Below are 23535 nucleotides of genomic sequence, written 5' to 3' on the forward strand. Positions count from 1 at the left end.
AAAGGTGTTTTCATGGCACTGGAAAAGGGTATTGAACGGCTGGTTCAAGGATTTATCGCTGCAGGTCGCCCCTCATCGCGTCGCCAGACAATTGAGGTACGACGAGCAGGCTATATTGCCAGCACGGAGCTTGCCGGGAAGACCGAAACGCGCGTTCAGCTGGAGACGCTTGTTCTTGAGGGTCTTACCATTCGGGTATTTTCACCTCTCAATGCGCCTGAAATATTGCCTGCTGCCATCTACTACCACGGCGGATGTTTTATCAGCGGCGGCTTTGATACCCATGACAACCAGCTCCGTCAGTTAGCCTACTACGGCAATTGCCGGGTGATTGCGATTCAGTACAGACTGGCGCCGGAGCATACCTTCCCCGCCGCACATGACGATGCTGAAAGAGGTGCGAATCTGGTCTGGCAGTATGCAGACGAATTAGGCGTGGATAAGAACCGACTCACCCTCTGTGGAGACAGCGCAGGAGGGCATTTGGCGCTGGTAACGGCGCTGCGGCTTAAGGTTAAAGGGCTGTGGCAACCTGCGCAGCTTATTCTTATCTATCCCATGCTCGACGCCACGGCCAGTTTTGAAAGCTATACCCTCAATGGCATGGATTACGTGATTACTCGCGATACCCTTTTGAGCGGCTATGAAATGTATCTGGCTGGAGCCGACCGTCAGCATCCTGAAGTCAGTCCACTGTGGCGCAACGACTTTAGCGGTCTGCCAAAGGTCCATATTGTTACCGCTGAGTATGATCCGTTACGCGACGAAGGCGAGGCGCTTTATCAGCGCCTCACGGCGCAAGGCGTGAAGTGTACCGCTCAACAATGGCGGGGTGTAATTCACGGCTTCTTCCAGTTGGGTGGAATTAGCCAGTCAGCGCGAGACATTATGCGAGATATTGCCTGGCGCATTAACCATGCCGGGCGAGAGTGAGAAGGAGACTACTCCTCCTCGTTCCCACCCTCTTCATACGCGCCATACGGCTTCGCAGGCAGAACGATATAGGTGCCTTCAAACACCGCGCCTGGCGTTTCATCGCCGAACAGCTCAACCTGCATCTGTACGCGTGCTTTACGTCCACGCGCCAGACGGTCGAGATCGCCGCCCAGTGCGCCCAGGTCAGCTACCGCGCTCGGCTTGCCGCTGATCGGCGCGCTGTAGCGGATATGGGCATCGGCCAGAATAATGGTGCCGCCGAGATGACGTTCGCGCAGCATCAGCCAGATCAGTCCCCATCCGGTGAGCGTGGCGAGTGAAAACAGGCTGCCGGCAAACAGGGTATGGTGCGGGTTCTGGTTGCCGGTTTCCGGCATGGTGGTGATAAATTTTTGTCCGGTATACTGCTGAATACGCACGCCCATTTTTTCACTGAGCGGTATGTGCTGATACCACGCCTGCTGGAGCTGCCCGCACCAGTCGGCGCGATGGAGAATATCGTCCAGTGTGGCGATGGGTTTGATCATCAAAAAGTGACGAATCGGCGTAGTTTGCGGGGCGGTGATTTCCCCCTGATTCACGAAACCAAGCTTGGCAAAGAACTCAACGGCATCTTCGCGGGCGCTACAGGTGACGCGCTTGACCCCTTCCTGACGGGCAACGGATTCCAGCGTCATTGCCATCAGCGTTCCAAGGCCTTTGTCCTGCACGGAGGGATGAACGGCCATAAAGCGGATTGAAGCTTCGTTGTCGGCATTGATGTACAGACGTCCCACGGCAACGAGGTTGCCCTCTTCATCAACCACCATCTGGTGGTGCGCCATCGCGTCCCAGGCGTCGCGTTCAGAGCCTTTCGGTTGATGCAGTGGCTTGCGCAGCATTTCCCAGCGGAAATGGTAATAAGCGTCTAATTCTTCTTCCGTTTGCGGTACTCGAAGGTGATACATAGCTGTACTCTCTCTTGTTACCCGCGGCCATACCGCCAGTTGGCTCATACCTGGAGCCAGAATGTGACGGGGCCATCGTTCACCAGCGAAACCTGCATATCCGCAGCGAATCGTCCGGTTTGTGTATTCATGTCCTGTTGGCGACAGCGCTCAACAAAGTACTCGTATAGAGCTTCTGCGCGATCCGGTGCCGCGCCCTTCGAAAAACTCGGCCGCATGCCGCGTTCGGTATCCGCAGCCAACGTAAACTGGGAAACCACCAGCACGCTGCCGCCCGCCTGCTGAACGTTCAGGTTCATCTTGCCTTCCGCATCGCTGAAAATGCGGTAGCCCAGCACGCGCTCACATAAGCGGTTAGCTTTTTGTTCGTCGTCATCTTTTTCGACACCCAGGAGCACCAAAAGTCCTGGGCCAATTTCACCCGTCACCTCATCCGCCACGGTGACGCTGGCACGGGTTACGCGCTGAATCAATGCAATCATGGTTGGTCTGCTTCTTGTTGTTTTTCAGCTTCTGCTGCTTTTTTGAGTTCGCGGTAGACTCCGAGAGTGACAGTTATTTCGGCGCCAAGCAAGACGATACACCACGTCCAGTAGACCCAGACAAACAAAATGGGGATCACCGCTAGCACACCGTAAATCAGCTGATAAGAGGGGAACATGGTGATATAAAGCGCGAATCCTTTCTTGCCCAGCTCAAAGAGCAACGCCGCGACCAGCGCACCCACCACGGCATCCCGGTTGGGTACGCGCGTGGTTGGTACCACGCTGTAGAGCAGCCAGAACGAAAGCCACGATAAAATCAGCGGGAAGATACGCAGCACGTTATCGATCACGCTGTTTAAGTCGGTCGCCCAGCGCAGCGAAAGAAGGTAGGAGCTGATCGCCAGGCTTGCCCCCGCCAGCAATGGGCCAAGGGTTAAAATCATCCAGTAGACGGCAAAGGAGTAAACCTTCGGGCGGACTTTTTTGCTCCGCCAGATGGTGTTGAGCGCACTGTCGATGGAGTACATCAGCAGCAGCGCGGTAACAATAAGCCCACACGCCCCCACCGCCGTCATCTTGCTGGAGTTTGCGACAAACTGCTCAATGTAGTTCTGGATCACATCGCCGGTGGCAGGAATAAAGTTTGCGAAAACAAAATGGCGAAGCTGCATGCTCACATCGGCAAACATTGGAAATGCCGAAAAAAGCGCAAAAATCACCGCCACCAGCGGCACCAGCGAGAGCAACGACACGTAAGCGAGATTGCCCGCCAGCGTGGTCATGTTGTCCTCATCAATGCGATGCCAGAGGAGTTTCAGCCACGCCCTCAGCGGGCGCGTGTGGTGATTGGCTTTTTGATGAACGGTTTTTAGCATAACTGCTTCGCAAAGTAGTTCGGTATCGTCTCTTTTCCGGTCACCAGAATGGAGGTGATACCTAACTGATTAGCCCCTTCTATATTATCGGCGTTGTCGTCAAAAAAGACCGCATCCGCTGCCGTGAATCCTTCTTCCTGCAATACTGCCTGATAGATGCGCGCCTCAGGTTTACGCATCCCCATCTCCTGGGAGAGATACACTTTATCTGCCGCCGCGTGAATTTCCGGGTATTCATCCGGCCAGAAGGTGGTATGCAGGCGGTTAGTATTAGACAGCACGACAACACGATGCCCCTGCTCGCGCAGCTTGTGCATGATGTCGATCACTTCCGGGCGGATCGCGACAAATATGGCCTGCCAGCCGTGGGAAAACTGCTCGTAGCTTAACGAAAGACCCATTTCCTGGCAGAAACGCTCTGCGAACGCTTCGTCGCTGATCTCACCTCGCTCGTGCAGATGGAAAGTCTCACCCATCGCGAAATTCTGCTTTAACGTCGCCAGCGGAACACGGCTAAAATCGCTCCATGCGCCCAACACCCGGTTAAAATCGATATCGACGATTGCATTTCCTAAGTCAAAGATATAAAGCATGTTTATCTCCTTTCGCCGTGGAGAAGTAACTGTAGCGGGAAAGAGAAACTTTAGCTATGCGCCAGATTCAGCTTAGAGAAAGGAAAGGCCCGAATCGCAATATCGGGCCATAGGATGATCAGCCAGCCTGCTGCTCTTCTCCGGAATTGACTTCGACAATCTCAACCTTGCTGGATTTGAGGTGATTTTGCAGCGCCGGGCCGGGCAGCTCATCGGTGAACAGCGCCGTCGCCTGCGCCACGTTGCCGATTTCAACCGCCGCGGAGGCGTGGTATTTCGTATGATCGGCCGCCAGTAAAATGTGACGGGAGTGAGCGATCATGGTTTTCACCACGCTGGCTTCGTTAACGTCAAATTCCATCATCGCGCCGTCGTGCTCTATCGCCCCGACGCTGGTGACCAGGTAATCTGCGCGAAATCCTGACACGAACGCCGTTGCCGCAGGACCGATAATGCCGCCGTTATGCGGGCGCAGCGTACCGCCGGTCACCATCACCTCAAAGCGCGGGTTCTTATAAAGAATGTGCGCCACCCGCAGGCTGTTAGTGATGATGCGCAGATGATTATGGTTGAGCAGCGCCCGGGCAACGTGCTCCACGGTCGTCCCGATAGTGATAAAGATGGTCGAACCGTCGGGAATATAGTCCGCAATGGCCTCGGCAATCGCCCGCTTCTCTTCGGTAAGCGAGACTTCACGCTGCTCGAACGCCGTGTTCACCACGCTGGATGCCCTGCCCGCCCCGCCATGATGACGCGTGATCAGCCCCTGCTCGCTGAGCTTACGGATATCCCGGCGCACGGTTTGCGTCGACACATCCAGCAGCTGCGCCAGTTCATCAATGTTCATATAGCCGCGATCGGCAATCAGCGTCAGCAGCTGATCGTGACGCGGGTTGCCGGTCAGTTCGGTAAGGCTCATGGGCTGTCCTCTGAAAACCATCACGCCCCGCATTTTATACAAAAAGTGACAAAAAAGAGCGGGTTTGATCACAGTCGGGTATACCCGCGCGCCCGCCGGGCTTTGTGCATTTCAGTGCTGCGACGGCGCTGGCAAAACGCACGGCGTCTGCGGCGGGTAATTTCTGCCCCAGGCTGACCGCCAGCGCACCGTGGAACACGTCGCCCGCCCCGGTGGTATCAATGACGTTCACCTCAAAGCCGGGCTGATGACACAATGCGCCGTTTTCCAGCCAGAAGCAGCCGTCTCGCCCCTGCGTAACATACACATGTCCATTTGTGAGCGTTTGTGCTTTCTTCAGCGCGTTTTCGGTTTCATCCAGCTGCGTCAACCGCCGCAGTCCTGGTGCGGAGAAGGCCGCGTGGTCGCTTAGGGCGATCAGCTCCGCGATGTCCTGCGGGGTGACATCCGCATCAAGCAACGTCGGTACGCCCTGCTGGCGGGCCAGGGTAAATGCCTGTTTTGCCCCGTCATGCCAGCGCACGTCGGCTAAGACAATGTCCCACTGCGAGAAGTCGATTTCATGCAGCCAGTCTGCCGCCGCAGGGAGATCGGGGCTGGGGTAGTTGGCAATCACTCTTTCCCCACCTGCGTCCACCAGCACCGCCGATTGCGACGATCGGGCTCCCTTAACTATGCGCGTATAGCGGGTGTTCACCCCCAGGGATTCCAGCTCCGCAAGCAGTCGTCTGCCGGTATCGTCGTCCCCCACCCGGCCAATAAAATCCACTTCCGCGCCTAGTTTCGCGGCTGCCACTGCCGCCGTTGCCGCCGGGCCACCGCCCACTTCCGTATAGTCTTTTGCGACATATTTCCCACCTTCTTTCGGTAAATCATCGAGATACCAGATGCGATCCAGCACGGTAATGCCGACACAAACGATGCGAGTCATGGTGATTCCTTCTGCGATTTCTGATGCCTTCATTTTAATTTCACCAAATGTTTAAAAAGTGACCCGTGTCAATTTTTTGACCATAAATTACAAATACGATCAAAAACAGACAACATAAACGCGCAAAAATTGACACGATGTGACAGGAGAAAGGCATGTCAGCAATCGCATTTATCGGTTTAGGGCAGATGGGCGCGCCAATGGCGATGAATCTGTTGAAGCAAGGCCACCAGCTTAACGTCTTTGACGTGAACCCGCAGGCGGTTCAGGCGCTGGCAGAGAGCGGCGCTCGGGCGGCGGCAACGCCAGCGCAGGCAGCAACGGACGCCGAATTCGTGATCACCATGCTGCCAAACGGCGACCTGGTACGCAGCGTCCTGTTCGGCGAGCACGGCGTGTGCGAAGGGTTATCCCGCGACGCGCTGGTCATTGATATGTCCACCATTCACCCGCTGCAAACCGACGCGCTGATACGCGACATGGCTGAGCAAGGCTTCAGCCTGATGGACGTGCCTGTGGGACGCACCTCTGACCATGCCATCGCCGGCACGCTGCTCCTGCTGGCAGGCGGCACGGCCCAGCAGGTTGAGCGCGCCACCCCGGTCTTAATGGCGATGGGCAATGAGCTGATTAACGCCGGCGGGCCAGGCATGGGCATCCGCGTGAAGCTTATCAATAACTACATGAGCATTGCCCTGAACGCCCTTTCCGCCGAGGCCGCCGTGCTATGCGAAGCGCTTGGCCTCTCCTTTGACGTGGCGCTCAAGGTCATGAGCGGTACGCCTGCGGGTAAAGGCCACTTCACGACATCCTGGCCGAACAAGGTGCTGAAAGGGGATCTTTCTCCCGCCTTCATGATCGACCTTGCGCATAAAGATCTGGGGATCGCCCTCGACGTGGCCAACCAGCTCCACGTTCCGATGCCGCTGGGCGCGGCCTCCCGCGAAGTTTACAACCAGGCACGCGCCGCCGGGCGCGGGCGCGAAGACTGGACGGCCATTCTTGAACAGGTTCGCGCGTCTGCCGGGCTGAAAAAATCACACTGATACGAAAGGACTGAGGAATGACGATGTACACCCTGAAAGATATCACCCGACCTTCCGGCGGTTTTGCGATGCTGGCCGTGGATCAGCGCGAAGCGATGCGCATGATGTTTGCTGCCGCAGGCGCGCCGGTGCCGGTAACCGACCAGAACCTGACCGATTTTAAGGTCAACGCGGCAAAAATTCTGTCGCCGTACGCCTCGGCCATTCTCGTCGACCAGCAGTTCTGCTATCGCCAGATTGTCGAGCAGCAGGCCGTGGCCAACAGCTGCGCGATGATTGTGGCCGCCGACGAGTTTATTCCGGGAAACGGTATTCCGGTCGACAGCGTGGCGATCGACAAGAACGTCGACGCGCAGGCGGTCAAACGCGACGGCGGCAAGGCGCTCAAGCTGCTGGTGCTGTGGCGCAGCGATGAAGATCCGCAGCAGCGCCTGGAGATGGTGAAAGCGTTCAATACGCTCTGCCACGATAACGGTCTGCTGAGCATTATCGAGCCGGTGGTGCGTCCGCCACGTCGCGGTGCCGCGTTTAACCGCGAACAGGCGATTATCGACGCGGCCAAAGAGCTGGGCGACAGCGGTGCCGACCTCTACAAAGTGGAGATGCCGCTGTTTGGCAAGGGCACGCAGCAGGCGCTGCTGGCGGCCTCGCAAAAGCTGAACGAGAACATCGCCATGCCGTGGGTGATCCTCTCGTCCGGCGTGGACGATAAGCTCTTCCCGCGCGCCGTCAGCGTCGCCATGCAGGCGGGGGCATCGGGCTTTTTAGCCGGTCGCGCCGTCTGGTCCTCTGTGATTGGCCTGCCGGACACCGAGCTGATGCTGCGTGATATCTCCGTCCCCAAACTTCAGCGTCTGGGTGAGATCGTCGACGAAATGATGGCTCGCCGTTAAGAAAGGACCCGAACATGAAATGGTTTAACACCCTGAGCCATAACCGCTGGCTCGAGCAAGAGACCGACCGCATTCTCGATTTCGGTAAAAACGCCGCCGTACCGACCGGCTTTGGCTGGCTGGGCAATAACGGCCAGGTGCGCAGCGATATGGGCACCCACCTGTGGATCACCGCGCGAATGCTGCACGTTTACGCGGTGGCGGCGAACATGGGACGCCCCGGCGCGTATGCCATGGTTGAGCACGGCATTAATGCCCTCAACGGTCCGCTGCGCGACAAGCAGCACGGCGGCTGGTACGCCTGCGTAAACGATGAAGGCGTCATTGACGCCTCCAAGCAGGGCTATCAGCACTTCTTCGTCCTGCTGGGCGCGGCGAGCGCCGTGACCACGGGTCACCCGCAGGCACGTAAGTTGCTGGACGATGCCATCGAGGTGATTGAGCGCTACTTCTGGAGCGAACAGGAGCAGATGTGCCTGGAGTCCTGGGATGAAGCCTTCAGCAAAACGGAAGACTATCGCGGCGGTAACGCCAACATGCACGCCGTGGAAGCCTTCCTCATCGTCTATGACGTGACCCACGACCGTAAATGGCTCGACCGCGCCCTGCGCATCGCCTCGGTGATTATTCACGACGTGGCGCGCAAAGGGGAGTACCGCGTTAACGAGCATTTCGACACCAGCTGGAACCCGATCCGCGATTACAACATCGATAACCCTGCTCACCGCTTCCGCGCCTACGGCGGCACGCCGGGACACTGGATTGAGTGGGGCCGCCTGATGCTGCACCTGCGCGCCGCCCTGGAAGCGCGCTTTGAAACCCCGCCGGAGTGGCTGCTGGAAGATGCAAAAGGCCTGTTCCACGCCACCATCCGCGACGCCTGGGCACCCGACGGCGCCGACGGGTTTGTCTATTCCGTGGGCTGGGACGGCAAGCCAATCGTCCGCGAACGCGTGCGCTGGCCGATCGTCGAGGCGATGGGCACGGCCTATGCCCTTTATACCGTGACCGGCGAGGCGCAGTACGAAGCCTGGTATCAGAAGTGGTGGGATTACTGCATCAAATACCTGATGGACTACGAAAACGGTTCGTGGTGGCAGGAGCTGGACACCAACAACGAAGTGACCACCAAAGTCTGGGACGGCAAGCAGGATATTTACCACCTGCTGCACTGCCTGGTGATCCCCCGCCTGCCGCTGGCCCCGGGCTTAGCCCCTGCCGTCGCCGCCGGATTACTGGATAGCCAGGCCAAATAATTAAGACGGAGTGTTTATGCGTACCCTACACAATATTGACCTGAAAAATAACGAAAGTGGCTTCACCCTGCGCTGGCAGGACCGTCTGATTTTATCCCACACCGCGGATGCCCCTTGCCTGTGGATTGGCGCAGGCGAGGCGGATATCGAGATGTTTCGCGGCAACTTCAGCATCAAAGACAAGCTCAACGAAAAGATTGCCCTGACGAACGCGACCGTTACGCAGCAAAGCGCGGGCTGGGCAATCCGCTTTACCCGCGGCGACGCGGTGAGCGCCACGCTGCTGGTGGGCGTGGATGCGGAAGGCCGTCTGGAGCTGAAGCTGAAAAATGATGCCGCCAGCCATAACCGCATCTGGTTGCGGCTGGCAGCTCAGCCTGACGATCATATTTACGGCTGCGGCGAGCAGTTCTCGTATTTCGATTTGCGCGGCAAGCCGTTCCCGCTGTGGACCAGCGAGCAGGGCGTGGGCCGCAATAAGCAGACCTACGTCACCTGGCAGGCCGACTGCAAAGAGAACGCAGGCGGTGACTACTACTGGACCTTCTTCCCGCAGCCCACCTTCGTGAGCACCCAGAAGTACTACTGCCACGTGGATAACAGCTGCTATATGAACTTCGACTTCAGCGCCCCTGACTTCCACGAGCTGGCGTTCTGGGAAGATAACGCCACGCTGCGCTTCGAATGTGCGGAAACGTACGTCGATCTGCTGGAAAAACTGACCGGCCTGCTGGGACGCCAGCCGGAGCTGCCGGACTGGGTGTACGACGGCGTGACGCTGGGCATCCAGGGCGGCACCGAGGTGTGCCAGCAGAAGCTCGACACCATGCGTAACGGCGGCGTAAAGGTGAACGGCATCTGGGCGCAGGACTGGTCCGGCATCCGCATGACCTCCTTCGGCAAACGCGTAATGTGGAACTGGAAGTGGAACAGCGCGCTCTATCCGCAGCTTGATACGCGGATTGCGCAGTGGAAAGAAGAAGGCGTGCAGTTCCTCTCCTATATCAACCCGTACGTCGCCAGCGATAAAGATCTCTGCGAAGAGGCCGCGAAACGCGGCTATCTGACCAAAAACGCCGACGGCAAGGACTACCACGTCGAGTTCGGCGAGTTCTACGCGGGCGTTATCGACCTGACCAACCCGGCAGCCTACGACTGGTACAAAGAGGTCATTAAAAAGAACCTGATCGAACTGGGCTGCGGCGGCTGGATGGCCGATTTCGGGGAGTACCTGCCGACCGATACCTTCCTGCACAACGGCGTGAGCGCGGAGATCATGCATAACGCCTGGCCTGCCCTGTGGGCGAAATGTAACTACGAAGCGCTGGAGGAGACCGGCAAGCTCGGGGAGATCCTGTTCTTCATGCGCGCAGGCTACACCGGTAGCCAGAAGCACTCGGTGATGATGTGGGCGGGGGATCAGAACGTCGACTGGAGCCTGGACGACGGTCTGGCTTCCGTCGTACCGGCGGCGCTGTCGCTGGCGATGACCGGGCACGGCCTGCACCACAGCGACATTGGCGGCTATACGACGCTCTTCGAGATGAAGCGCAGCAAAGAGCTGCTGCTGCGCTGGTGTGATTTCAGCGCCTTTACGCCGATGATGCGTACCCACGAGGGCAACCGCCCTGGCGATAACTGGCAGTTCGACGGCGACGCGGAAACCATCGCGCACTTCGCGCGCATGACCACCGTCTTCACCACCCTGAAGCCGTATATCAAAGCTGCGGTTGCGCAGAACGCGAAAAGCGGCCTGCCGGTGATGCGTCCGCTTTTCCTGCACTACGAGGACGACGCGCGCGCCTACACGCTGAAATACCAGTATCTGTTTGGCCGCGATCTACTGGTGGCGCCGGTCCATGAAGAGGGACGCCGCGACTGGTCGATCTATCTGCCGCAGGACACCTGGGTCAATGCGTGGACCGGAGAAACCTGCCAGGGCGGTGACATCACCGTTGATGCCCCGCTCGGCAAACCGCCGGTCTTCTATCGCCAGCAAAGCGAATGGGCCGATCTGTTTAGCACCTTACGTCATATCTGATAAGGCTCGCCCGCGGGAAAACCTGCGGGCAGACGGAGAACAATAATGAGTCAACATACTTCTGATCCGGCAACCCTGCGCCTGCCGTTTAAAGAAAAACTCGCCTACGGGATGGGCGATCTCGGCTCTAACATCCTGCTTGATATCGGCACGCTGTATCTGCTGAAGTTCTACACCGACGTGCTGGGGCTGCCGGGCACCTACGGCGGGATTATCTTCCTGATTGCGAAGTTTTTTACCGCCTTCACCGATATGGGCACCGGGATCATGCTCGATTCCCGGCGCAAGATCGGCCCGAAAGGGAAATTCCGCCCGTTCGTGCTGTATGCAGCCTTCCCGGTAACGTTGCTGGCGATTGCCAACTTCGTCGGCACACCGTTTGAAATCACCGGTAAAACGGTGATGGCGACGGTGCTGTTCATGCTGTACGGCCTGTTCTTCAGCATGATGAACTGCTCTTACGGCGCGATGGTGCCCGCCATCACCAAAAACCCGGACGAGCGCGCCTCGCTGGCGGCCTGGCGTCAGGGCGGCGCCACGCTCGGCCTGCTGCTCTGTACGGTGGGCTTTGTCCCGGTGATGAACCTGATTGAGGGTAACGACCAGCTTGGCTACATCTTTGCCGCCACCCTCTTCTCGCTGTTCGGGCTGTTCTTTATGTGGTGGTGCTATAAGGGCGTTACCGAGCGTTACGTCGAGACGCAGCCTGCTAACCCGGCGCAGAAACCGGGGCTGTTGCAGTCGTTTCGCGCCATCGCCGGGAACCGTCCGCTGTTCATCCTGTGCATCGCTAACCTGTGCACGCTGGGCGCCTTTAACGTCAAACTCGCCATTCAGGTCTACTACACGCAGTACGTGCTGAACGACCCGATCCTGCTGTCGTATATGGGCTTCTTCAGCATGGGCTGTATTTTTATCGGCGTCTTTATGATGCCCGGCGCGGTGCGGCGCTTCGGCAAGAAAAAGGTCTACATCAGCGGGCTGATGATTTGGGTGGCGGGCGATCTGCTTAACTACTTCTTCGGCGGCGGCTCGGTGAGCTTTGTGGCGTTCTCCTGCCTGGCGTTCTTCGGTTCCGCGTTCGTGAACAGCCTGAACTGGGCGCTGGTGTCCGATACCGTGGAATACGGCGAGTGGCGCACCGGCGTGCGCTCCGAGGGAACGGTCTACACCGGCTTTACCTTCTTCAGGAAGGTCTCGCAGGCGCTGGCGGGCTTCTTCCCGGGGATCATGCTCACCCAGATCGGCTATGTGCCGAACGTGGTGCAGTCCGCCGGGACGGTTGAAGGGCTGCGGCAGCTGATATTTATCTACCCGAGCCTGCTGGCGGTCATCACCATCGTGGCGATGGGCTGCTTCTACAACCTCAACGAGAAGATGTATGTGCGCATCGTCGAAGAGATCGAACTGCGCAAACGTACGGCATAAATGACGTGATTGAGCGCCCTGCGGGGCGCTTTGAGGATCGACCATGACACATAATACTGATCCGTTAACCCTGAAATTGAGCCTGCGAGAGAAGTGCGCCTACGGGATGGGTGATTTTGGCTCGAACCTGATGCTGTGTATTGGCACGCTGTATCTGCTGAAGTTTTACACGGACGAGCTGGGCATGCCCGCGTTCTACGGCGGCATCATTTTTCTGGTCGCCAAGTTCTTTACCGCGTTCACCGACATGCTGACCGGGGTGCTGCTGGATTCCCGGCGTAACATTGGCCCGAGGGGGAAGTTCAGGCCATTCATACTTTACGCCTCCGTCCCGGTGGCGCTGGTCGCGACGGCGCAGTTTATGGCCAACGACTTTAGCCTGACGGTGAAAACGGCCCTCGCCACCGTGCTCTTCATGATGTTTGGCCTCTGCTACAGCCTGATGAACTGCGCCTACGGTGCAATGGTCCCTGCCATCACCAAAAACCCGAACGAGCGCGCGCAGCTTGCGGCGTGGCGTCAGGGCGGCGCAACGGTAGGACTGTTGCTCTGCACCGTCGGCTTTATGCCGATTCAGGCGCTGTTCATCAGCCAGCCCTCACTCGGCTATCTGGTGGCCGCGCTGGTGTTCGTTACCGGCGGCCTGTTCTGCATGTGGTGGTGCTACAGCGGGGTGAAAGAGCGCTACGTGGAGCTCACACCCGATCACCATAAGCCCGGCATTCTGAAATCATTCTGCGCGATTTTCCGCAATCCGCCGCTGCTGGTGCTGTGCATCGCCAACCTCTGTACCCTCGCCGCGTTTAACATCAAGCTGGCGATTCAGGTCTATTACACCCAGTACGTGCTGAACGATCTGCACCTCCTGTCGTGGATGGGCTTTTTCAGCATGGGCTGCATTCTGATTGGCGTGTTTCTGGTGCCCGGCGCGGTGAAGCGCTTTGGCAAGAAGCCGGTCTATCTGGGCGGGCTGGCGCTGTGGGCGGTGGGCGACGTGCTGAATTTCTTCTGGGGGACCAGCTCCCTGCTGTTCGTGCTGTTTTCCTGCATGGCCTTCTTCGGCACGGCGTTTGTTAATAGCCTGAACTGGGCGCTGGTGCCGGATACCGTCGATTACGGCGAGTGGAAAACCGGCATTCGCGCCGAAGGGTCGGTGTATACCGGCTATACCTTCTCGCGCAAAATCTCCGCCGCGCTCGCCGGTTTCCTGCCCGGCATCATGCTGACCCAGATTGGCTACGTTCCTCACGCCGTGCAGAGCGCGGGCACGCTGCTGGGTTTGCGTCAGCTTATTTTCCTCTGGCCGTGCGGCCTGGCAATCGTCGCCGCCGTGACCATGGGGCTGTTTTATAAACTCAACGAAGCGCGCTTCGCCTTTATTATCGAGGAGATTGGAAAACGGAAGAAACAGACAGCAAATACCCCTGAGATAACCACCAACAATAAAGCGTCAGCAGTCACTTTATAACTATAAATCCGGCCACTATGTCCTTCCTGTTTATCAGGAGGGAGGCCTTTCTGTACCTGATACATGGACAAATTATGAAAAGAATCATCACCGTACTGATCGTGTCGTCTGTGTCCTGCCCGGTATTTGCCGGGGCCTATGTCGAAACGCGTGAAGCCTACAATACGGCCTCTGAGCTGCACGAAGTGATCCTGCGTGCGGGCTATAACTTCGATATGGGCGCGGGACTGATGTTCACCAACGCTTATAACGTGGGGAAATGGGACGAACTGAAACACAGCTATAATGAAATCGAGGGGTGGTATCCGCTCTTCAAACCGACCGACAAACTGACCTTCCAGCCCGGCGGCTTAATTAATGACAGCAGCGCAGGATCAGGTGGCGCGGTTTATTTAGATACCAATTACAAATTTACGGACTGGTTTAATCTGACGTTCCGCTATCGCTATAACCATAACAATTACGATACGCCGGACTATAACGGGCAGATGGATAAGAACGACACGCATGAATTCGCCAACTACTGGAATTTCAAAGTGACGGATGCGTTTTTCTACACCTTTGAGCCGCACTTTTTCCAGCGGGTGAATGATTACCACAGCAAAAATGGCAAAGATCATCACTGGGAAATTACTAACAAGTTCAGCTATAAAATCGACAGAAACTGGCTGCCGTATCTTGAGCTACAGTGGCTGGACCGATGGAATGATTACAACCGGGAGCAGTACCGGATCCGTTTAGGGTTACGGTATTCGTTCTAATAAAAAAGCCGCTGATCGCTCAGCGGCTTTTTCGTTGCCGGGCGGCGCATGCGCTTACCCGGCCTACGGCATAATCGAATTAGTCTTCTTTCGCACCGCGCATTGCACGTTTACGATCGTTCTCAGTCAGGTGACGTTTACGGATACGAATTGACTGAGGCGTCACTTCGACCAGTTCGTCATCATCGATGAATTCCAGCGCCTGCTCCAGAGTCATCTTGATCGGTGGAACCAGAACCGTTGCTTCGTCAGTACCGGACGCACGCATGTTGGTCAGTTTCTTACCGGTCAGACAGTTTACCGTCAGGTCGTTAGAACGGCTGTGAATACCGATGATCTGGCCTTCGTAAACTTCAGCACCGTGACCCAGGAACAGCTTACCGCGATCCTGCAAACCGAACAGCGCAAACGCAACCGCTTTACCCTGACCGTTGGAGATCAGCACGCCGTTGTTACGCTGGCCCACTTCGCCCGGACGAACGTCGTCGTAGTGGCTGAAGGTGGAGTACAGCAGACCGGTACCGGAAGTCATGGTCATGAACTCAGAACGGAAGCCGATCAGGCCACGGCTTGGGATCACGTAGTCGAGACGTACGCGGCCTTTGCCATCTGGATTCATGTTTTTCAGGTCGCCTTTACGCTCACCCAGTGCCTGCATCACAGAACCCTGGTGCTGCTCTTCAACGTCCAGCGTTACGTTTTCGAACGGCTCTTGTTTACGGCCATCGATTTCGCGGAAGATAACTTTCGGACGGGAAACCGCCATCTCGAAACCTTCACGACGCATGTTCTCAATCAGAACAGACAGGTGCAGCTCACCACGACCCGAAACGCGGAATGCATCAGCGTCTTCGGTTTCTTCAACGCGCAGCGCAACGTTGTGCACCAGCTCTTTGTTCAGGCGGTCAAGGATCTGACGAGAGGTAACGAACTTACCTTCTTTACCACAGAACGGAGAGGTGTTGACGTTGAAGAACATGGATACGGTTGGTTCATCAACGGACAGGGCTGGCAGCGCTTCGACGTTCTGCGGATCGCAGATGGTGTCGGAGATGTTCAGTTCACCCAGACCGGTGATGGCGATGATGTCGCCCGCTTCAGCGATGTCGCTCTCGATACGCTCAAGACCCAGGTGAGTCAGCACTTTACCGACTTTACCGTTACGGGTTTTGCCTTCGCTATCGATGATAGTGACCTGCTGGTTAGGCTTCACTTTACCGCGCTTGATACGACCAATGCCGATTACGCCAACATAGTTGTTGTAGTCGAGCTGAGAGATCTGCATTTGCAGGGTGCCTTCCAGGTCAACGTTTGGCGCAGGAACGCGGTCAACAATCGTCTGGTACAGCGGAGTCATGTCTTCCGCCATGTCTTCGTGATCCAGACCGGCGATACCGTTCAGCGCAGACGCATAAACGATAGGGAAGTCCAGCTGTTCGTCGGTCGCGTCGAGGTTAACGAACAGGTCGAAGACCTGGTCAACAACCCAGTCAGGACGCGCGCCAGGACGGTCAACCTTGTTGATCACAACGATAGGTTTCAGGCCGTGGGCAAATGCTTTTTTGGTCACGAAGCGCGTTTGCGGCATAGGGCCATCAAATGCGTCAACCACCAGCAGCACGGAATCCACCATGGACATCACGCGCTCAACTTCACCACCGAAGTCGGCGTGCCCTGGGGTATCAACGATGTTGATACGGTAGTCATTCCATTTGATAGCGGTGTTTTTGGCGAGGATGGTAATCCCACGCTCTTTCTCCAAATCGTTGGAGTCCATCACACGCTCTTGAGTTTCGGCACGAGCATCAAACGTACCGGACTGCTGTAGCAGCTTATCAACCAGGGTAGTTTTACCATGGTCGACGTGCGCGATGATGGCGATATTACGCAATTTTTCGATCACAACTTTGCCTCAGGCATTTAGAAATAGCGCGTTATTGTACACGGATTAATCGCACTACAAAACAGGATCACAAACATCCCCCGCAAACAAGTATTGCAGAGATGCTTTGTGATCGCTTTCACGGAGCGGTAAAAGGGCACTTTAACGTAAATTGCACCAATATGGTGCTCGATGTTCACACAGAAGCACTATAATGGTGCAACAAATCCAATGTGGTGCAGCCCTTCTGCACTATGGTGCGCATGATAACGCCTTTTTGGGGTGTTTTAAAAGTTGGCACAGATTTCGCTTTACAGAAATACAGTAAAAATATGGCAGCCCAGCCGATTTGAAGACCTCGTTACCACGACGACAATGACCAATCTGGAGAGTTAAGTATGTCCGCTGAACACGTTTTGACGATGCTGAACGAACATGAAGTGAAGTTTGTTGATCTGCGCTTCACCGATACCAAAGGTAAAGAACAGCACGTCACGATCCCTGCTCATCAGGTGAACGCCGAATTCTTTGAAGAAGGCAAAATGTTTGACGGCTCCTCCATTGGCGGCTGGAAAGGCATTAACGAATCTGACATGGTTCTGATGCCAGATGCAACCACTGCGCTCATTGACCCGTTCTACGAAGAACCTACGCTGATCATCCGCTGCGATATTCTGGAACCTGGCACGCTGCAAGGCTATGACCGTGACCCACGCTCCATCGCAAAACGCGCTGAAGAGTACCTGCGCTCTACCGGCATCGCAGACACCGTTCTGTTCGGGCCAGAGCCAGAGTTCTTCCTGTTCGACGACATCCGTTTTGGTGCTTCCATTTCTGGCTCCCACGTCGCTATCGATGACATCGAAGGCGCATGGAACTCTTCCACCAAGTACGAAGGTGGTAACAAAGGTCACCGTCCGGGCGTGAAAGGCGGTTACTTCCCGGTTCCTCCGGTCGATTCTTCACAGGACATCCGTTCTACCATGTGTCTGATCATGGAAGAGATGGGCCTGGTTGTTGAAGCGCACCACCACGAAGTGGCAACGGCTGGCCAGAACGAGATCGCTACCCGCTTCAACACCATGACCAAAAAAGCGGATGAGATTCAGATCTACAAATACGTTGTACACAACGTTGCGCACCGTTTCGGTAAAACCGCGACCTTCATGCCAAAACCAATGTTTGGCGACAACGGTTCCGGCATGCACTGCCACATGTCCCTGTCCAAGAACGGCACCAACCTGTTCTCTGGCGACAAGTATGCGGGTCTGTCTGAGCAGGCGCTGCACTACATCGGCGGTGTTATCAAACACGCTAAAGCGATCAACGCCCTGGCGAACCCGACCACGAACTCCTACAAGCGTCTGGTTCCAGGCTACGAAGCACCCGTGATGCTGGCGTACTCTGCCCGTAACCGTTCTGCTTCTATCCGTATCCCGGTGGTTGCGTCTCCGAAAGCGCGTCGTATCGAAGTGCGCTTCCCGGACCCGGCGGCTAACCCATACCTGTGCTTCGCAGCACTGCTGATGGCCGGTCTGGACGGTATCAAGAACAAGATCCACCCGGGCGAAGCCATGGACAAAAACCTGTACGACCTGCCGCCAGAAGAAGCGAAAGAGATCCCACAGGTTGCCGGCTCTCTGGAAGAAGCCCTGCAAGCGCTGGACGCAGACCGCGAGTTCCTGACCGCTGGCGGCGTGTTCACCGATGAAGCTATCGACGCTTACATCGCGCTGCGTACCGAAGAAAACGACCGCGTTCGCATGACGCCGCACCCGGTTGAGTTTGAACTGTACTACAGCGTTTAATTGTTTTGTTTTACCCGGCGCATACGCGTCGGGAGTAGTTGCCGTGGAAACTTTAGCCCATCTTCGGATGGGCTTTTTTCTCCACCAACAACCTGATCTCACGCGCTTTTTACCTCTAAAACGCTATACTGCACTAAAATAGTGCAACGACTCCAGGAGACTGCTGAATGGCAACTGGCACGCTGCCCGATGCTGGGCAGATCCTCAATTCTTTGATTAACAGTATTTTGCTGGTCGACGACGAGCTGGCGGTGCATTACGCCAACCCGGCGGCGCAACAGCTGCTCGCCCAAAGCGCCCGAAAACTGTTTGGCACGCCGCTGCCGGAACTGCTGAGCTATTTCTCGCTGAATATTGGTCTGATGCAGGAGAGTTTGCAGGCGGGTCAGGGCTTCACCGATAACGAAGTGACGCTGGTGATTGACGGACGCTCGCATATTTTGTCCCTCACCGCACAGCGCCTGCCAGATGGCATGATTCTGCTGGAAATGGCGCCGATGGATAACCAACGTCGTCTCAGCCAGGAGCAGCTTCAGCATGCGCAGCAGATTGCGGCGCGCGACCTGGTGCGCGGGCTGGCCCATGAGATCAAAAACCCGCTGGGCGGCTTACGCGGTGCGGCACAGCTTTTGACCAAAGCGCTGCCTGACCCTGCCCTGGCGGAGTATACCAACGTCATTATTGAGCAGGCGGACCGTCTGCGTAATCTGGTCGATCGCCTGCTCGGGCCACAGCAGCCGGGGATGCATGTTTCAGAAAGCATTCACAAGGTCGCGGAGCGGGTGGTGAAACTCGTCTCTATGGAGCTGCCGGATAACGTCACGCTGGTGCGTGATTACGACCCAAGCCTGCCGGAGCTGGCGCACGATCCGGACCAGATTGAACAGGTGCTGTTGAACATTGTGCGTAACGCGTTGCAGGCGCTGGGCCCGGAGGGTGGCGAAATTATTCTGCGTACCCGCACCGCGTTCCAGCTGACGCTGCACGGCGTGCGTTATCGTCTGGCGGCACGTATTGATGTGGAAGATAACGGGCCGGGGATCCCGCCGCATCTCCAGGACACTCTGTTCTACCCGATGGTCAGCGGTCGCGAAGGCGGCACCGGGCTGGGGTTATCCATAGCCCGTAATTTGATTGACCAACACTCCGGCAAAATTGAATTTACCAGTTGGCCGGGACATACCGAGTTTTCGGTTTTCCTGCCGATTAAAAAATAAAGGTGACGTTTATGCAACGAGGGATAGTCTGGGTAGTCGATGACGATAGCTCCATCCGTTGGGTGCTTGAACGCGCACTCACGGGAGCGGGATTAAGCTGCACGACGTTTGAGAGCGGCAGCGAGGTGCTCGACGCACTCACCACCAAAACGCCGGACGTTCTGCTCTCGGATATTCGCATGCCGGGCATGGACGGACTGGCGCTCTTAAAGCAGATCAAACAGCGCCACCCCATGCTTCCGGTCATCATAATGACCGCCCACTCCGACCTGGATGCCGCCGTTAGCGCCTACCAGCAGGGGGCGTTTGATTATCTGCCAAAACCGTTTGATATCGACGAAGCCGTTGCCCTGGTCGAACGCGCCATCAGCCACTATCAGGAGCAACAGCAGCCCCGCCACGCGCCGGATTTCGGGCCTACGACGGACATCATCGGTGAAGCGCCGGCCATGCAGGACGTGTTTCGCATCATCGGGCGTCTGTCGCGCTCGTCTATCAGCGTCTTGATTAACGGTGAATCAGGGACCGGTAAAGAGCTGGTTGCGCACGCCCTGCATCGCCACAGCCCGCGGGCGAAAGCGCCTTTCATCGCCCTGAACATGGCGGCGATCCCCAAAGATTTGATTGAATCTGAGCTATTCGGCCACGAAAAAGGGGCGTTTACCGGGGCAAATACCATTCGTCAGGGACGCTTTGAACAGGCTGACGGCGGAACGCTATTCCTGGATGAAATCGGCGATATGCCGCTGGATGTTCAGACCCGATTGCTGCGCGTGCTGGCAGATGGCCAGTTTTACCGCGTGGGCGGGTATGCGCCGGTGAAGGTGGACGTGCGTATTATTGCCGCGACGCACCAGAACCTGGAGCTGCGCGTGCAGGAGGGGAAATTCCGTGAAGATTTATTCCATCGTCTGAACGTGATCCGTGTCCACCTGCCGCCGCTGCGCGAGCGTCGGGAAGATATCCCGCGTCTGGCGCGCCATTTCCTGCAAGTGGCGGCCCGCGAGCTGGGCGTGGAAGCCAAGCAGCTTCATCCGGAAACGGATGCCGCCCTCACCCGTCTGGCGTGGCCTGGCAACGTGCGTCAGCTGGAAAACACCTGTCGCTGGCTGACCGTGATGGCCGCCGGACAGGAAGTGTTGATTCAGGATCTCCCCGCCGAGCTGTTTGAAGCCACCGTGCCCGAAAGCACCGCCGGACATGCGCTGCCGGACAGCTGGGCGACGCTGCTGGCGCAGTGGGCAGATCGCGCGCTGCGTTCCGGTCATCAAAATCTGCTCTCCGAAGCGCAGCCTGAGATGGAGCGCACGCTGTTAACTACCGCGCTTCGTCATACCCAGGGCCACAAACAGGAAGCGGCTCGCCTGTTGGGATGGGGTCGAAACACCCTGACGCGCAAGCTGAAAGAGCTGGGAATGGAGTGATCTTACTCCGCTGTGTAAAGGTTACTAATTGAGCGCAAAGTGCCGTTATTTTGCGCTTTACTGTTCCGATGAGTTTTGTATGATCGTGCCCGGAAACAGGGGGGAGCATCATGCTGGAATCATTAGTGACTTTGCTTTCGAGCGGAGCAGCAGAAAGCCACACGCCACAAACTGCCGTTGCGGCGGTGCTGTGTGCGGCGCTGGTTGGGCTGTTTAGCTAACGAGCTGTTGATGAAAAGCCGGGTGGCGCTTCGCTTACCCGGCTTTTCAACTTAAATCACCCGCGAGAACTGCTGTAAACGCGCCTTCTGACGTAGATAGGCATCGAAGCACATGCAGATATTACGAATCAACAGACGTCCTTTCGGCGTGACGACCACCGCGCTTTCCGACACATCCACCAGCCCGTCCTTCGCCAGCGGCGCAAGGAGTTTCAGGTCTTCGGCAAAGTAATCGCTGAATTGCAGATCCCATTGCGACTCCACCTCGCGGAATTCGAGACGGAAGTTGCAGATAAGCGCCTTAATCACATCACGACGGATGCAGTCGTCACGCGTTAACGCAATGCCGCGCCACAATGCGTTACCCGTTTCATCAACCTGCTGGTAGTACAGCTTCAGCTCTTTCTGGTTCTGAGCGTAGCAGTCGCCAATCATGCTAATGGCGGAGACGCCCATTCCGAGCAGATCGGTATCGCCCTGGGTGGTGTAACCCTGGAAGTTACGGTGGAGAACACCTTCGCGCTGGGCAATTGCCAGTTCGTCGTCAGGGCGGGCAAAGTGATCCATCCCGATAAACTGATAGCCGGTTTCGGTCAGCGAGGCGATGGTCTCCTGCAAAATGTCTAGCTTCTGCTGGGCGGAAGGCAGATCCGCATCTTTGATTTTGCGCTGAGCGGCGAACAGCGTCGGCAGGTGCGCGTAATTAAAGACGCTCAGACGGTCCGGGTTAAGCTCAGCCACGCGTTTAAGCGTGTAGGCGAAGCTCTCCGGCGTCTGCTTCGGCAGGCCGTAAATCAGGTCTATATTCGTTGAGGTAAAGCCGATTTCACGCGCATGGTTGAGTAAGGCAAAGATAAACGCTTCGTCCTGCTCGCGGTTTACCAGGCGCTGTACTTCTTTATTGAAGTCCTGTACGCCCATACTCAGGCGGTTGAAGCCTTCAGCGCGTAAATGATCCAGCACATCCAGCTCGATTTCACGTGGATCGACCTCGATCGAAATTTCGGCGTCGTCGTTAAAACTGAAATTGTCGCGCAGCAGCGCCATCAGGCGGCTGATCTGCGCTTTATTCAGATAGGTTGGCGTACCACCGCCCCAGTGAAGCTGGCTAACGTGACGCCCTTTAAACAGCGGTGCGCGGTGCAGAATTTCCTGTTCGAGCGCATCGAGGTATTGATCGGCTTTGTGCTGCTGGCGGGTAACGATTTTATTGCAGCCGCAGAAGTAGCAGAGCTTATGGCAGAATGGAATATGGACGTAGAGCGACAGCGGGCGCTCGGGATAGCGCGCCACAGCATGCTGAAAATCCGCCTCGCCGAAAGCGTCAGAAAACTCCAGCGCGGTGGGGTATGAGGTATAACGCGGCCCGGAATAGTTATATTTCTGGATCAGGGCCAAATCCCAGTCGATAGATGGTACAGACATGCTCACTCCTTCCGTTGGTGTCGCGTTCTTATACGGCGGCCCGTTCTGGTCCCGTTGCGGGCCATCATTCGGGTGCGCAGCCACTTCTGTCGCCGCGACAACCGCCGTAGTTTAACGAATAACCACACCAGATAACATATAACCGGAAGGGTTATAAGCAGGACGAGTGTACCTGCCGGGTGCAAATGTTAGTTTCCACCCTTCAGAAGACGCATCATATCTTCCTGCTTGTCGTCTTCCTCTTCGTCTTCTTCATCATCGTAGGACAGACCCAGCTTCTGCATCAGCTCGTCGATGCGATCCAGTTTGGCATCCACCCATGACTGCTCTTCGGCGGTCAAGGTTTCACCCTCTTCAAGACGTTCCAGCAGCGCGTCCAGGCGCTCATCGTTCTCCAGCAAATCCAGCTCAGCCTGCGGTGAAAGCATAGGTTTCTCGCTCTTTGGTTTATGCTGCTTAGTGACCGGGGTGTCTGTCACGCCCAGTGGAATGGGAGTTTTACTGCCGATACGAGGATCTTTCTGCTGCTTGCTTTTTGCAGAAGCGCCTGCGGCACCGCCACCGTTAGCACGGCTACCCGCAGCATGGCCACGATGTTTTTTATCGCGTTTGCGATCGCGCGCTTCCTGATTCAGTTCTTCGCGCGTTTTGCGGCGTGCTTTTGCAGGGCGTTTCGCGCCCGCAGCGGAGGTCGGTTTTTTCATGATGTTTTATCTTTAAGTCGTTTTCTTCAGTATAGAATTGCGGCGAAATCTAGCAGAAAGCAAGCAAAGAAAAAAGGCGACAGAGCAATCTGTCGCCTTTTTTCCTGACTCACAACCCTTAACGGGTCAGACATTCCCTGTTTGCCTGCAACAAACCCTGTTTATCCCTTGGCTACTACCGTCCGTGATACGGTTCCGTTTCCTGTTAAAAACGCCTCCAGGCGCCGGTCGTCCTGACAATCCTGAGTCTTCGCCTCCTGGCGCTCCTGACCCTT

Annotated in this window: 21 protein-coding genes; 12 read left to right on the forward strand and 9 right to left on the reverse strand. The window is 56.6% G+C overall.

Annotated elements, in window-relative coordinates:
• The first annotated feature begins 12 nt into the window (after positions 1–12).
• Complete coding sequence (locus ACOTXD_RS19820) at positions 13–933, forward strand: alpha/beta hydrolase (protein WP_023323897.1); 921 nt, start codon at positions 13–15, stop codon at positions 931–933.
• An 8-nt stretch (positions 934–941) separates the two neighbouring features.
• Here the strand turns inward: ACOTXD_RS19820 and fabY are convergent, their stop codons facing one another.
• The 6 genes from fabY to ACOTXD_RS19850 all read right to left on the reverse strand — a co-directional run bounded on the left by fabY (position 942) and on the right by ACOTXD_RS19850 (position 5686).
• Positions 942–1883, reverse strand: coding sequence for a fatty acid biosynthesis protein FabY (fabY, locus tag ACOTXD_RS19825; protein ID WP_015569910.1), 942 nt, complete (start codon positions 1881–1883; stop codon positions 942–944).
• 44 nt (positions 1884–1927) lie between these two features.
• On the reverse strand, positions 1928–2365 hold the full coding sequence (gene dtd / locus ACOTXD_RS19830) for a D-aminoacyl-tRNA deacylase (RefSeq protein ID WP_015569909.1): 438 nt from the start codon (positions 2363–2365) through the stop codon (positions 1928–1930).
• Positions 2362–3243 carry a virulence factor BrkB family protein gene (locus ACOTXD_RS19835; protein WP_003861949.1) on the reverse strand — a complete coding sequence of 294 codons (882 nt, stop codon included), beginning with the start codon at positions 3241–3243 and terminating at the stop codon, positions 2362–2364. The genes dtd and ACOTXD_RS19835 overlap by 4 nt, the downstream gene beginning before the upstream one ends.
• Positions 3237–3836: a glucose-1-phosphatase gene (gene yihX, locus ACOTXD_RS19840; RefSeq protein WP_421766479.1), complete on the reverse strand. Its 600-nt coding sequence runs from the start codon at positions 3834–3836 to the stop codon at positions 3237–3239. The genes ACOTXD_RS19835 and yihX overlap by 7 nt, the downstream gene beginning before the upstream one ends.
• A 118-nt stretch (positions 3837–3954) precedes the next feature.
• On the reverse strand, positions 3955–4755 hold the full coding sequence (locus ACOTXD_RS19845; RefSeq protein ID WP_061856736.1) for a DeoR/GlpR family DNA-binding transcription regulator: 801 nt from the start codon (positions 4753–4755) through the stop codon (positions 3955–3957).
• A 34-nt stretch (positions 4756–4789) separates the two neighbouring features.
• Positions 4790–5686 carry a sugar kinase gene (locus ACOTXD_RS19850; RefSeq protein WP_061856735.1) on the reverse strand — a complete coding sequence of 299 codons (897 nt, stop codon included), beginning with the start codon at positions 5684–5686 and terminating at the stop codon, positions 4790–4792.
• Positions 5687–5841: 155 nt separating this feature from the next.
• Between ACOTXD_RS19850 and yihU the strand changes: the two genes are divergently transcribed.
• The 7 genes from yihU (at position 5842) to ompL (ending at position 14579) form a co-directional block, all read left to right on the forward strand.
• Complete coding sequence (gene yihU, locus ACOTXD_RS19855; protein WP_046092216.1) at positions 5842–6732, forward strand: sulfolactaldehyde 3-reductase; 891 nt, start codon at positions 5842–5844, stop codon at positions 6730–6732.
• Positions 6733–6749: 17 nt separating this feature from the next.
• The gene (gene yihT / locus ACOTXD_RS19860; protein WP_061856734.1) at positions 6750–7625 is read left to right on the forward strand and encodes a sulfofructosephosphate aldolase; all 876 of its coding nucleotides are present in this window, start codon (positions 6750–6752) and stop codon (positions 7623–7625) included.
• A 14-nt stretch (positions 7626–7639) separates the two neighbouring features.
• Positions 7640–8881: a sulfoquinovose isomerase gene (gene yihS, locus ACOTXD_RS19865; protein WP_025912313.1), complete on the forward strand. Its 1242-nt coding sequence runs from the start codon at positions 7640–7642 to the stop codon at positions 8879–8881.
• A 16-nt stretch (positions 8882–8897) separates the two neighbouring features.
• Positions 8898–10922: an alpha-glucosidase gene (locus ACOTXD_RS19870; protein ID WP_126501310.1), complete on the forward strand. Its 2025-nt coding sequence runs from the start codon at positions 8898–8900 to the stop codon at positions 10920–10922.
• 45 nt (positions 10923–10967) lie between these two features.
• Complete coding sequence (locus ACOTXD_RS19875) at positions 10968–12350, forward strand: MFS transporter (RefSeq protein WP_003861932.1); 1383 nt, start codon at positions 10968–10970, stop codon at positions 12348–12350.
• A gap of 43 nt (positions 12351–12393) precedes the next feature.
• A complete protein-coding gene (locus ACOTXD_RS19880; RefSeq protein WP_032608125.1) occupies positions 12394–13818 on the forward strand; it encodes an MFS transporter in 1425 nt (474 codons plus the stop codon).
• A gap of 74 nt (positions 13819–13892) precedes the next feature.
• Positions 13893–14579: a porin OmpL gene (gene ompL / locus ACOTXD_RS19885; protein ID WP_003861929.1), complete on the forward strand. Its 687-nt coding sequence runs from the start codon at positions 13893–13895 to the stop codon at positions 14577–14579.
• A 79-nt stretch (positions 14580–14658) separates the two neighbouring features.
• Here the strand turns inward: ompL and typA are convergent, their stop codons facing one another.
• On the reverse strand, positions 14659–16482 hold the full coding sequence (gene typA, locus ACOTXD_RS19890) for a ribosome-dependent GTPase TypA (RefSeq protein WP_003861927.1): 1824 nt from the start codon (positions 16480–16482) through the stop codon (positions 14659–14661).
• Between the two features lie 377 nt (positions 16483–16859).
• On the opposite strand from typA, the gene glnA reads away from it, so the two are divergent.
• The 4 genes from glnA (at position 16860) to ACOTXD_RS19910 (ending at position 21131) form a co-directional block, all read left to right on the forward strand.
• Entirely contained in the window at positions 16860–18269 is a 1410-nt protein-coding gene (gene glnA, locus ACOTXD_RS19895) for a glutamate--ammonia ligase (RefSeq protein ID WP_003861925.1), read from the forward strand.
• A gap of 167 nt (positions 18270–18436) precedes the next feature.
• Positions 18437–19486 (forward strand): nitrogen regulation protein NR(II), encoded by a 1050-nt coding sequence (gene glnL / locus ACOTXD_RS19900; RefSeq protein ID WP_003861923.1) that lies wholly within the window; start codon positions 18437–18439, stop codon positions 19484–19486.
• Between the two features lie 11 nt (positions 19487–19497).
• Positions 19498–20910 carry a nitrogen regulation protein NR(I) gene (glnG, locus tag ACOTXD_RS19905; protein WP_003861919.1) on the forward strand — a complete coding sequence of 471 codons (1413 nt, stop codon included), beginning with the start codon at positions 19498–19500 and terminating at the stop codon, positions 20908–20910.
• A 110-nt stretch (positions 20911–21020) separates the two neighbouring features.
• The gene (locus tag ACOTXD_RS19910; protein ID WP_017382667.1) at positions 21021–21131 is read left to right on the forward strand and encodes a YshB family small membrane protein; all 111 of its coding nucleotides are present in this window, start codon (positions 21021–21023) and stop codon (positions 21129–21131) included.
• A gap of 51 nt (positions 21132–21182) precedes the next feature.
• Here the strand turns inward: ACOTXD_RS19910 and hemN are convergent, their stop codons facing one another.
• Together hemN and yihI are read right to left on the reverse strand one after the other, a co-directional pair.
• Positions 21183–22556 carry an oxygen-independent coproporphyrinogen III oxidase gene (gene hemN, locus ACOTXD_RS19915; RefSeq protein ID WP_022652087.1) on the reverse strand — a complete coding sequence of 458 codons (1374 nt, stop codon included), beginning with the start codon at positions 22554–22556 and terminating at the stop codon, positions 21183–21185.
• 188 nt (positions 22557–22744) lie between these two features.
• Positions 22745–23260, reverse strand: coding sequence for a Der GTPase-activating protein YihI (gene yihI / locus ACOTXD_RS19920; protein ID WP_061856732.1), 516 nt, complete (start codon positions 23258–23260; stop codon positions 22745–22747).
• Positions 23261–23535 lie beyond the last annotated feature (275 nt).

This window comes from Enterobacter cloacae complex sp. CDL013, from assembly GCF_049238805.1.
In the GTDB taxonomy this organism is placed as follows: Bacteria; Pseudomonadota; Gammaproteobacteria; order Enterobacterales; family Enterobacteriaceae; genus Enterobacter; species Enterobacter hormaechei_C.

Bases quoted from the DNA above. Each gene is read 5' to 3' on its own strand.
- ACOTXD_RS19820 (WP_023323897.1), top strand. From the start codon at position 13: ATGGCACTGGAAAAGGGTATTGAACGGCTGGTTCAAGGATTTATCGCT.
- fabY (WP_015569910.1), bottom strand. From the start codon at position 1,883: ATGTATCACCTTCGAGTACCGCAAACGGAAGAAGAATTAGACGCTTAT.
- dtd (WP_015569909.1), bottom strand. From the start codon at position 2,365: ATGATTGCATTGATTCAGCGCGTAACCCGTGCCAGCGTCACCGTGGCG.
- ACOTXD_RS19835 (WP_003861949.1), bottom strand. From the start codon at position 3,243: ATGCTAAAAACCGTTCATCAAAAAGCCAATCACCACACGCGCCCGCTG.
- yihX (WP_421766479.1), bottom strand. From the start codon at position 3,836: ATGCTTTATATCTTTGACTTAGGAAATGCAATCGTCGATATCGATTTT.
- ACOTXD_RS19845 (WP_061856736.1), bottom strand. From the start codon at position 4,755: ATGAGCCTTACCGAACTGACCGGCAACCCGCGTCACGATCAGCTGCTG.
- ACOTXD_RS19850 (WP_061856735.1), bottom strand. From the start codon at position 5,686: ATGACTCGCATCGTTTGTGTCGGCATTACCGTGCTGGATCGCATCTGG.
- yihU (WP_046092216.1), top strand. From the start codon at position 5,842: ATGTCAGCAATCGCATTTATCGGTTTAGGGCAGATGGGCGCGCCAATG.
- yihT (WP_061856734.1), top strand. From the start codon at position 6,750: ATGACGATGTACACCCTGAAAGATATCACCCGACCTTCCGGCGGTTTT.
- yihS (WP_025912313.1), top strand. From the start codon at position 7,640: ATGAAATGGTTTAACACCCTGAGCCATAACCGCTGGCTCGAGCAAGAG.
- ACOTXD_RS19870 (WP_126501310.1), top strand. From the start codon at position 8,898: ATGCGTACCCTACACAATATTGACCTGAAAAATAACGAAAGTGGCTTC.
- ACOTXD_RS19875 (WP_003861932.1), top strand. From the start codon at position 10,968: ATGAGTCAACATACTTCTGATCCGGCAACCCTGCGCCTGCCGTTTAAA.
- ACOTXD_RS19880 (WP_032608125.1), top strand. From the start codon at position 12,394: ATGACACATAATACTGATCCGTTAACCCTGAAATTGAGCCTGCGAGAG.
- ompL (WP_003861929.1), top strand. From the start codon at position 13,893: ATGAAAAGAATCATCACCGTACTGATCGTGTCGTCTGTGTCCTGCCCG.
- glnA (WP_003861925.1), top strand. From the start codon at position 16,860: ATGTCCGCTGAACACGTTTTGACGATGCTGAACGAACATGAAGTGAAG.
- glnL (WP_003861923.1), top strand. From the start codon at position 18,437: ATGGCAACTGGCACGCTGCCCGATGCTGGGCAGATCCTCAATTCTTTG.
- glnG (WP_003861919.1), top strand. From the start codon at position 19,498: ATGCAACGAGGGATAGTCTGGGTAGTCGATGACGATAGCTCCATCCGT.
- ACOTXD_RS19910 (WP_017382667.1), top strand. From the start codon at position 21,021: ATGCTGGAATCATTAGTGACTTTGCTTTCGAGCGGAGCAGCAGAAAGC.
- hemN (WP_022652087.1), bottom strand. From the start codon at position 22,556: ATGTCTGTACCATCTATCGACTGGGATTTGGCCCTGATCCAGAAATAT.
- yihI (WP_061856732.1), bottom strand. From the start codon at position 23,260: ATGAAAAAACCGACCTCCGCTGCGGGCGCGAAACGCCCTGCAAAAGCA.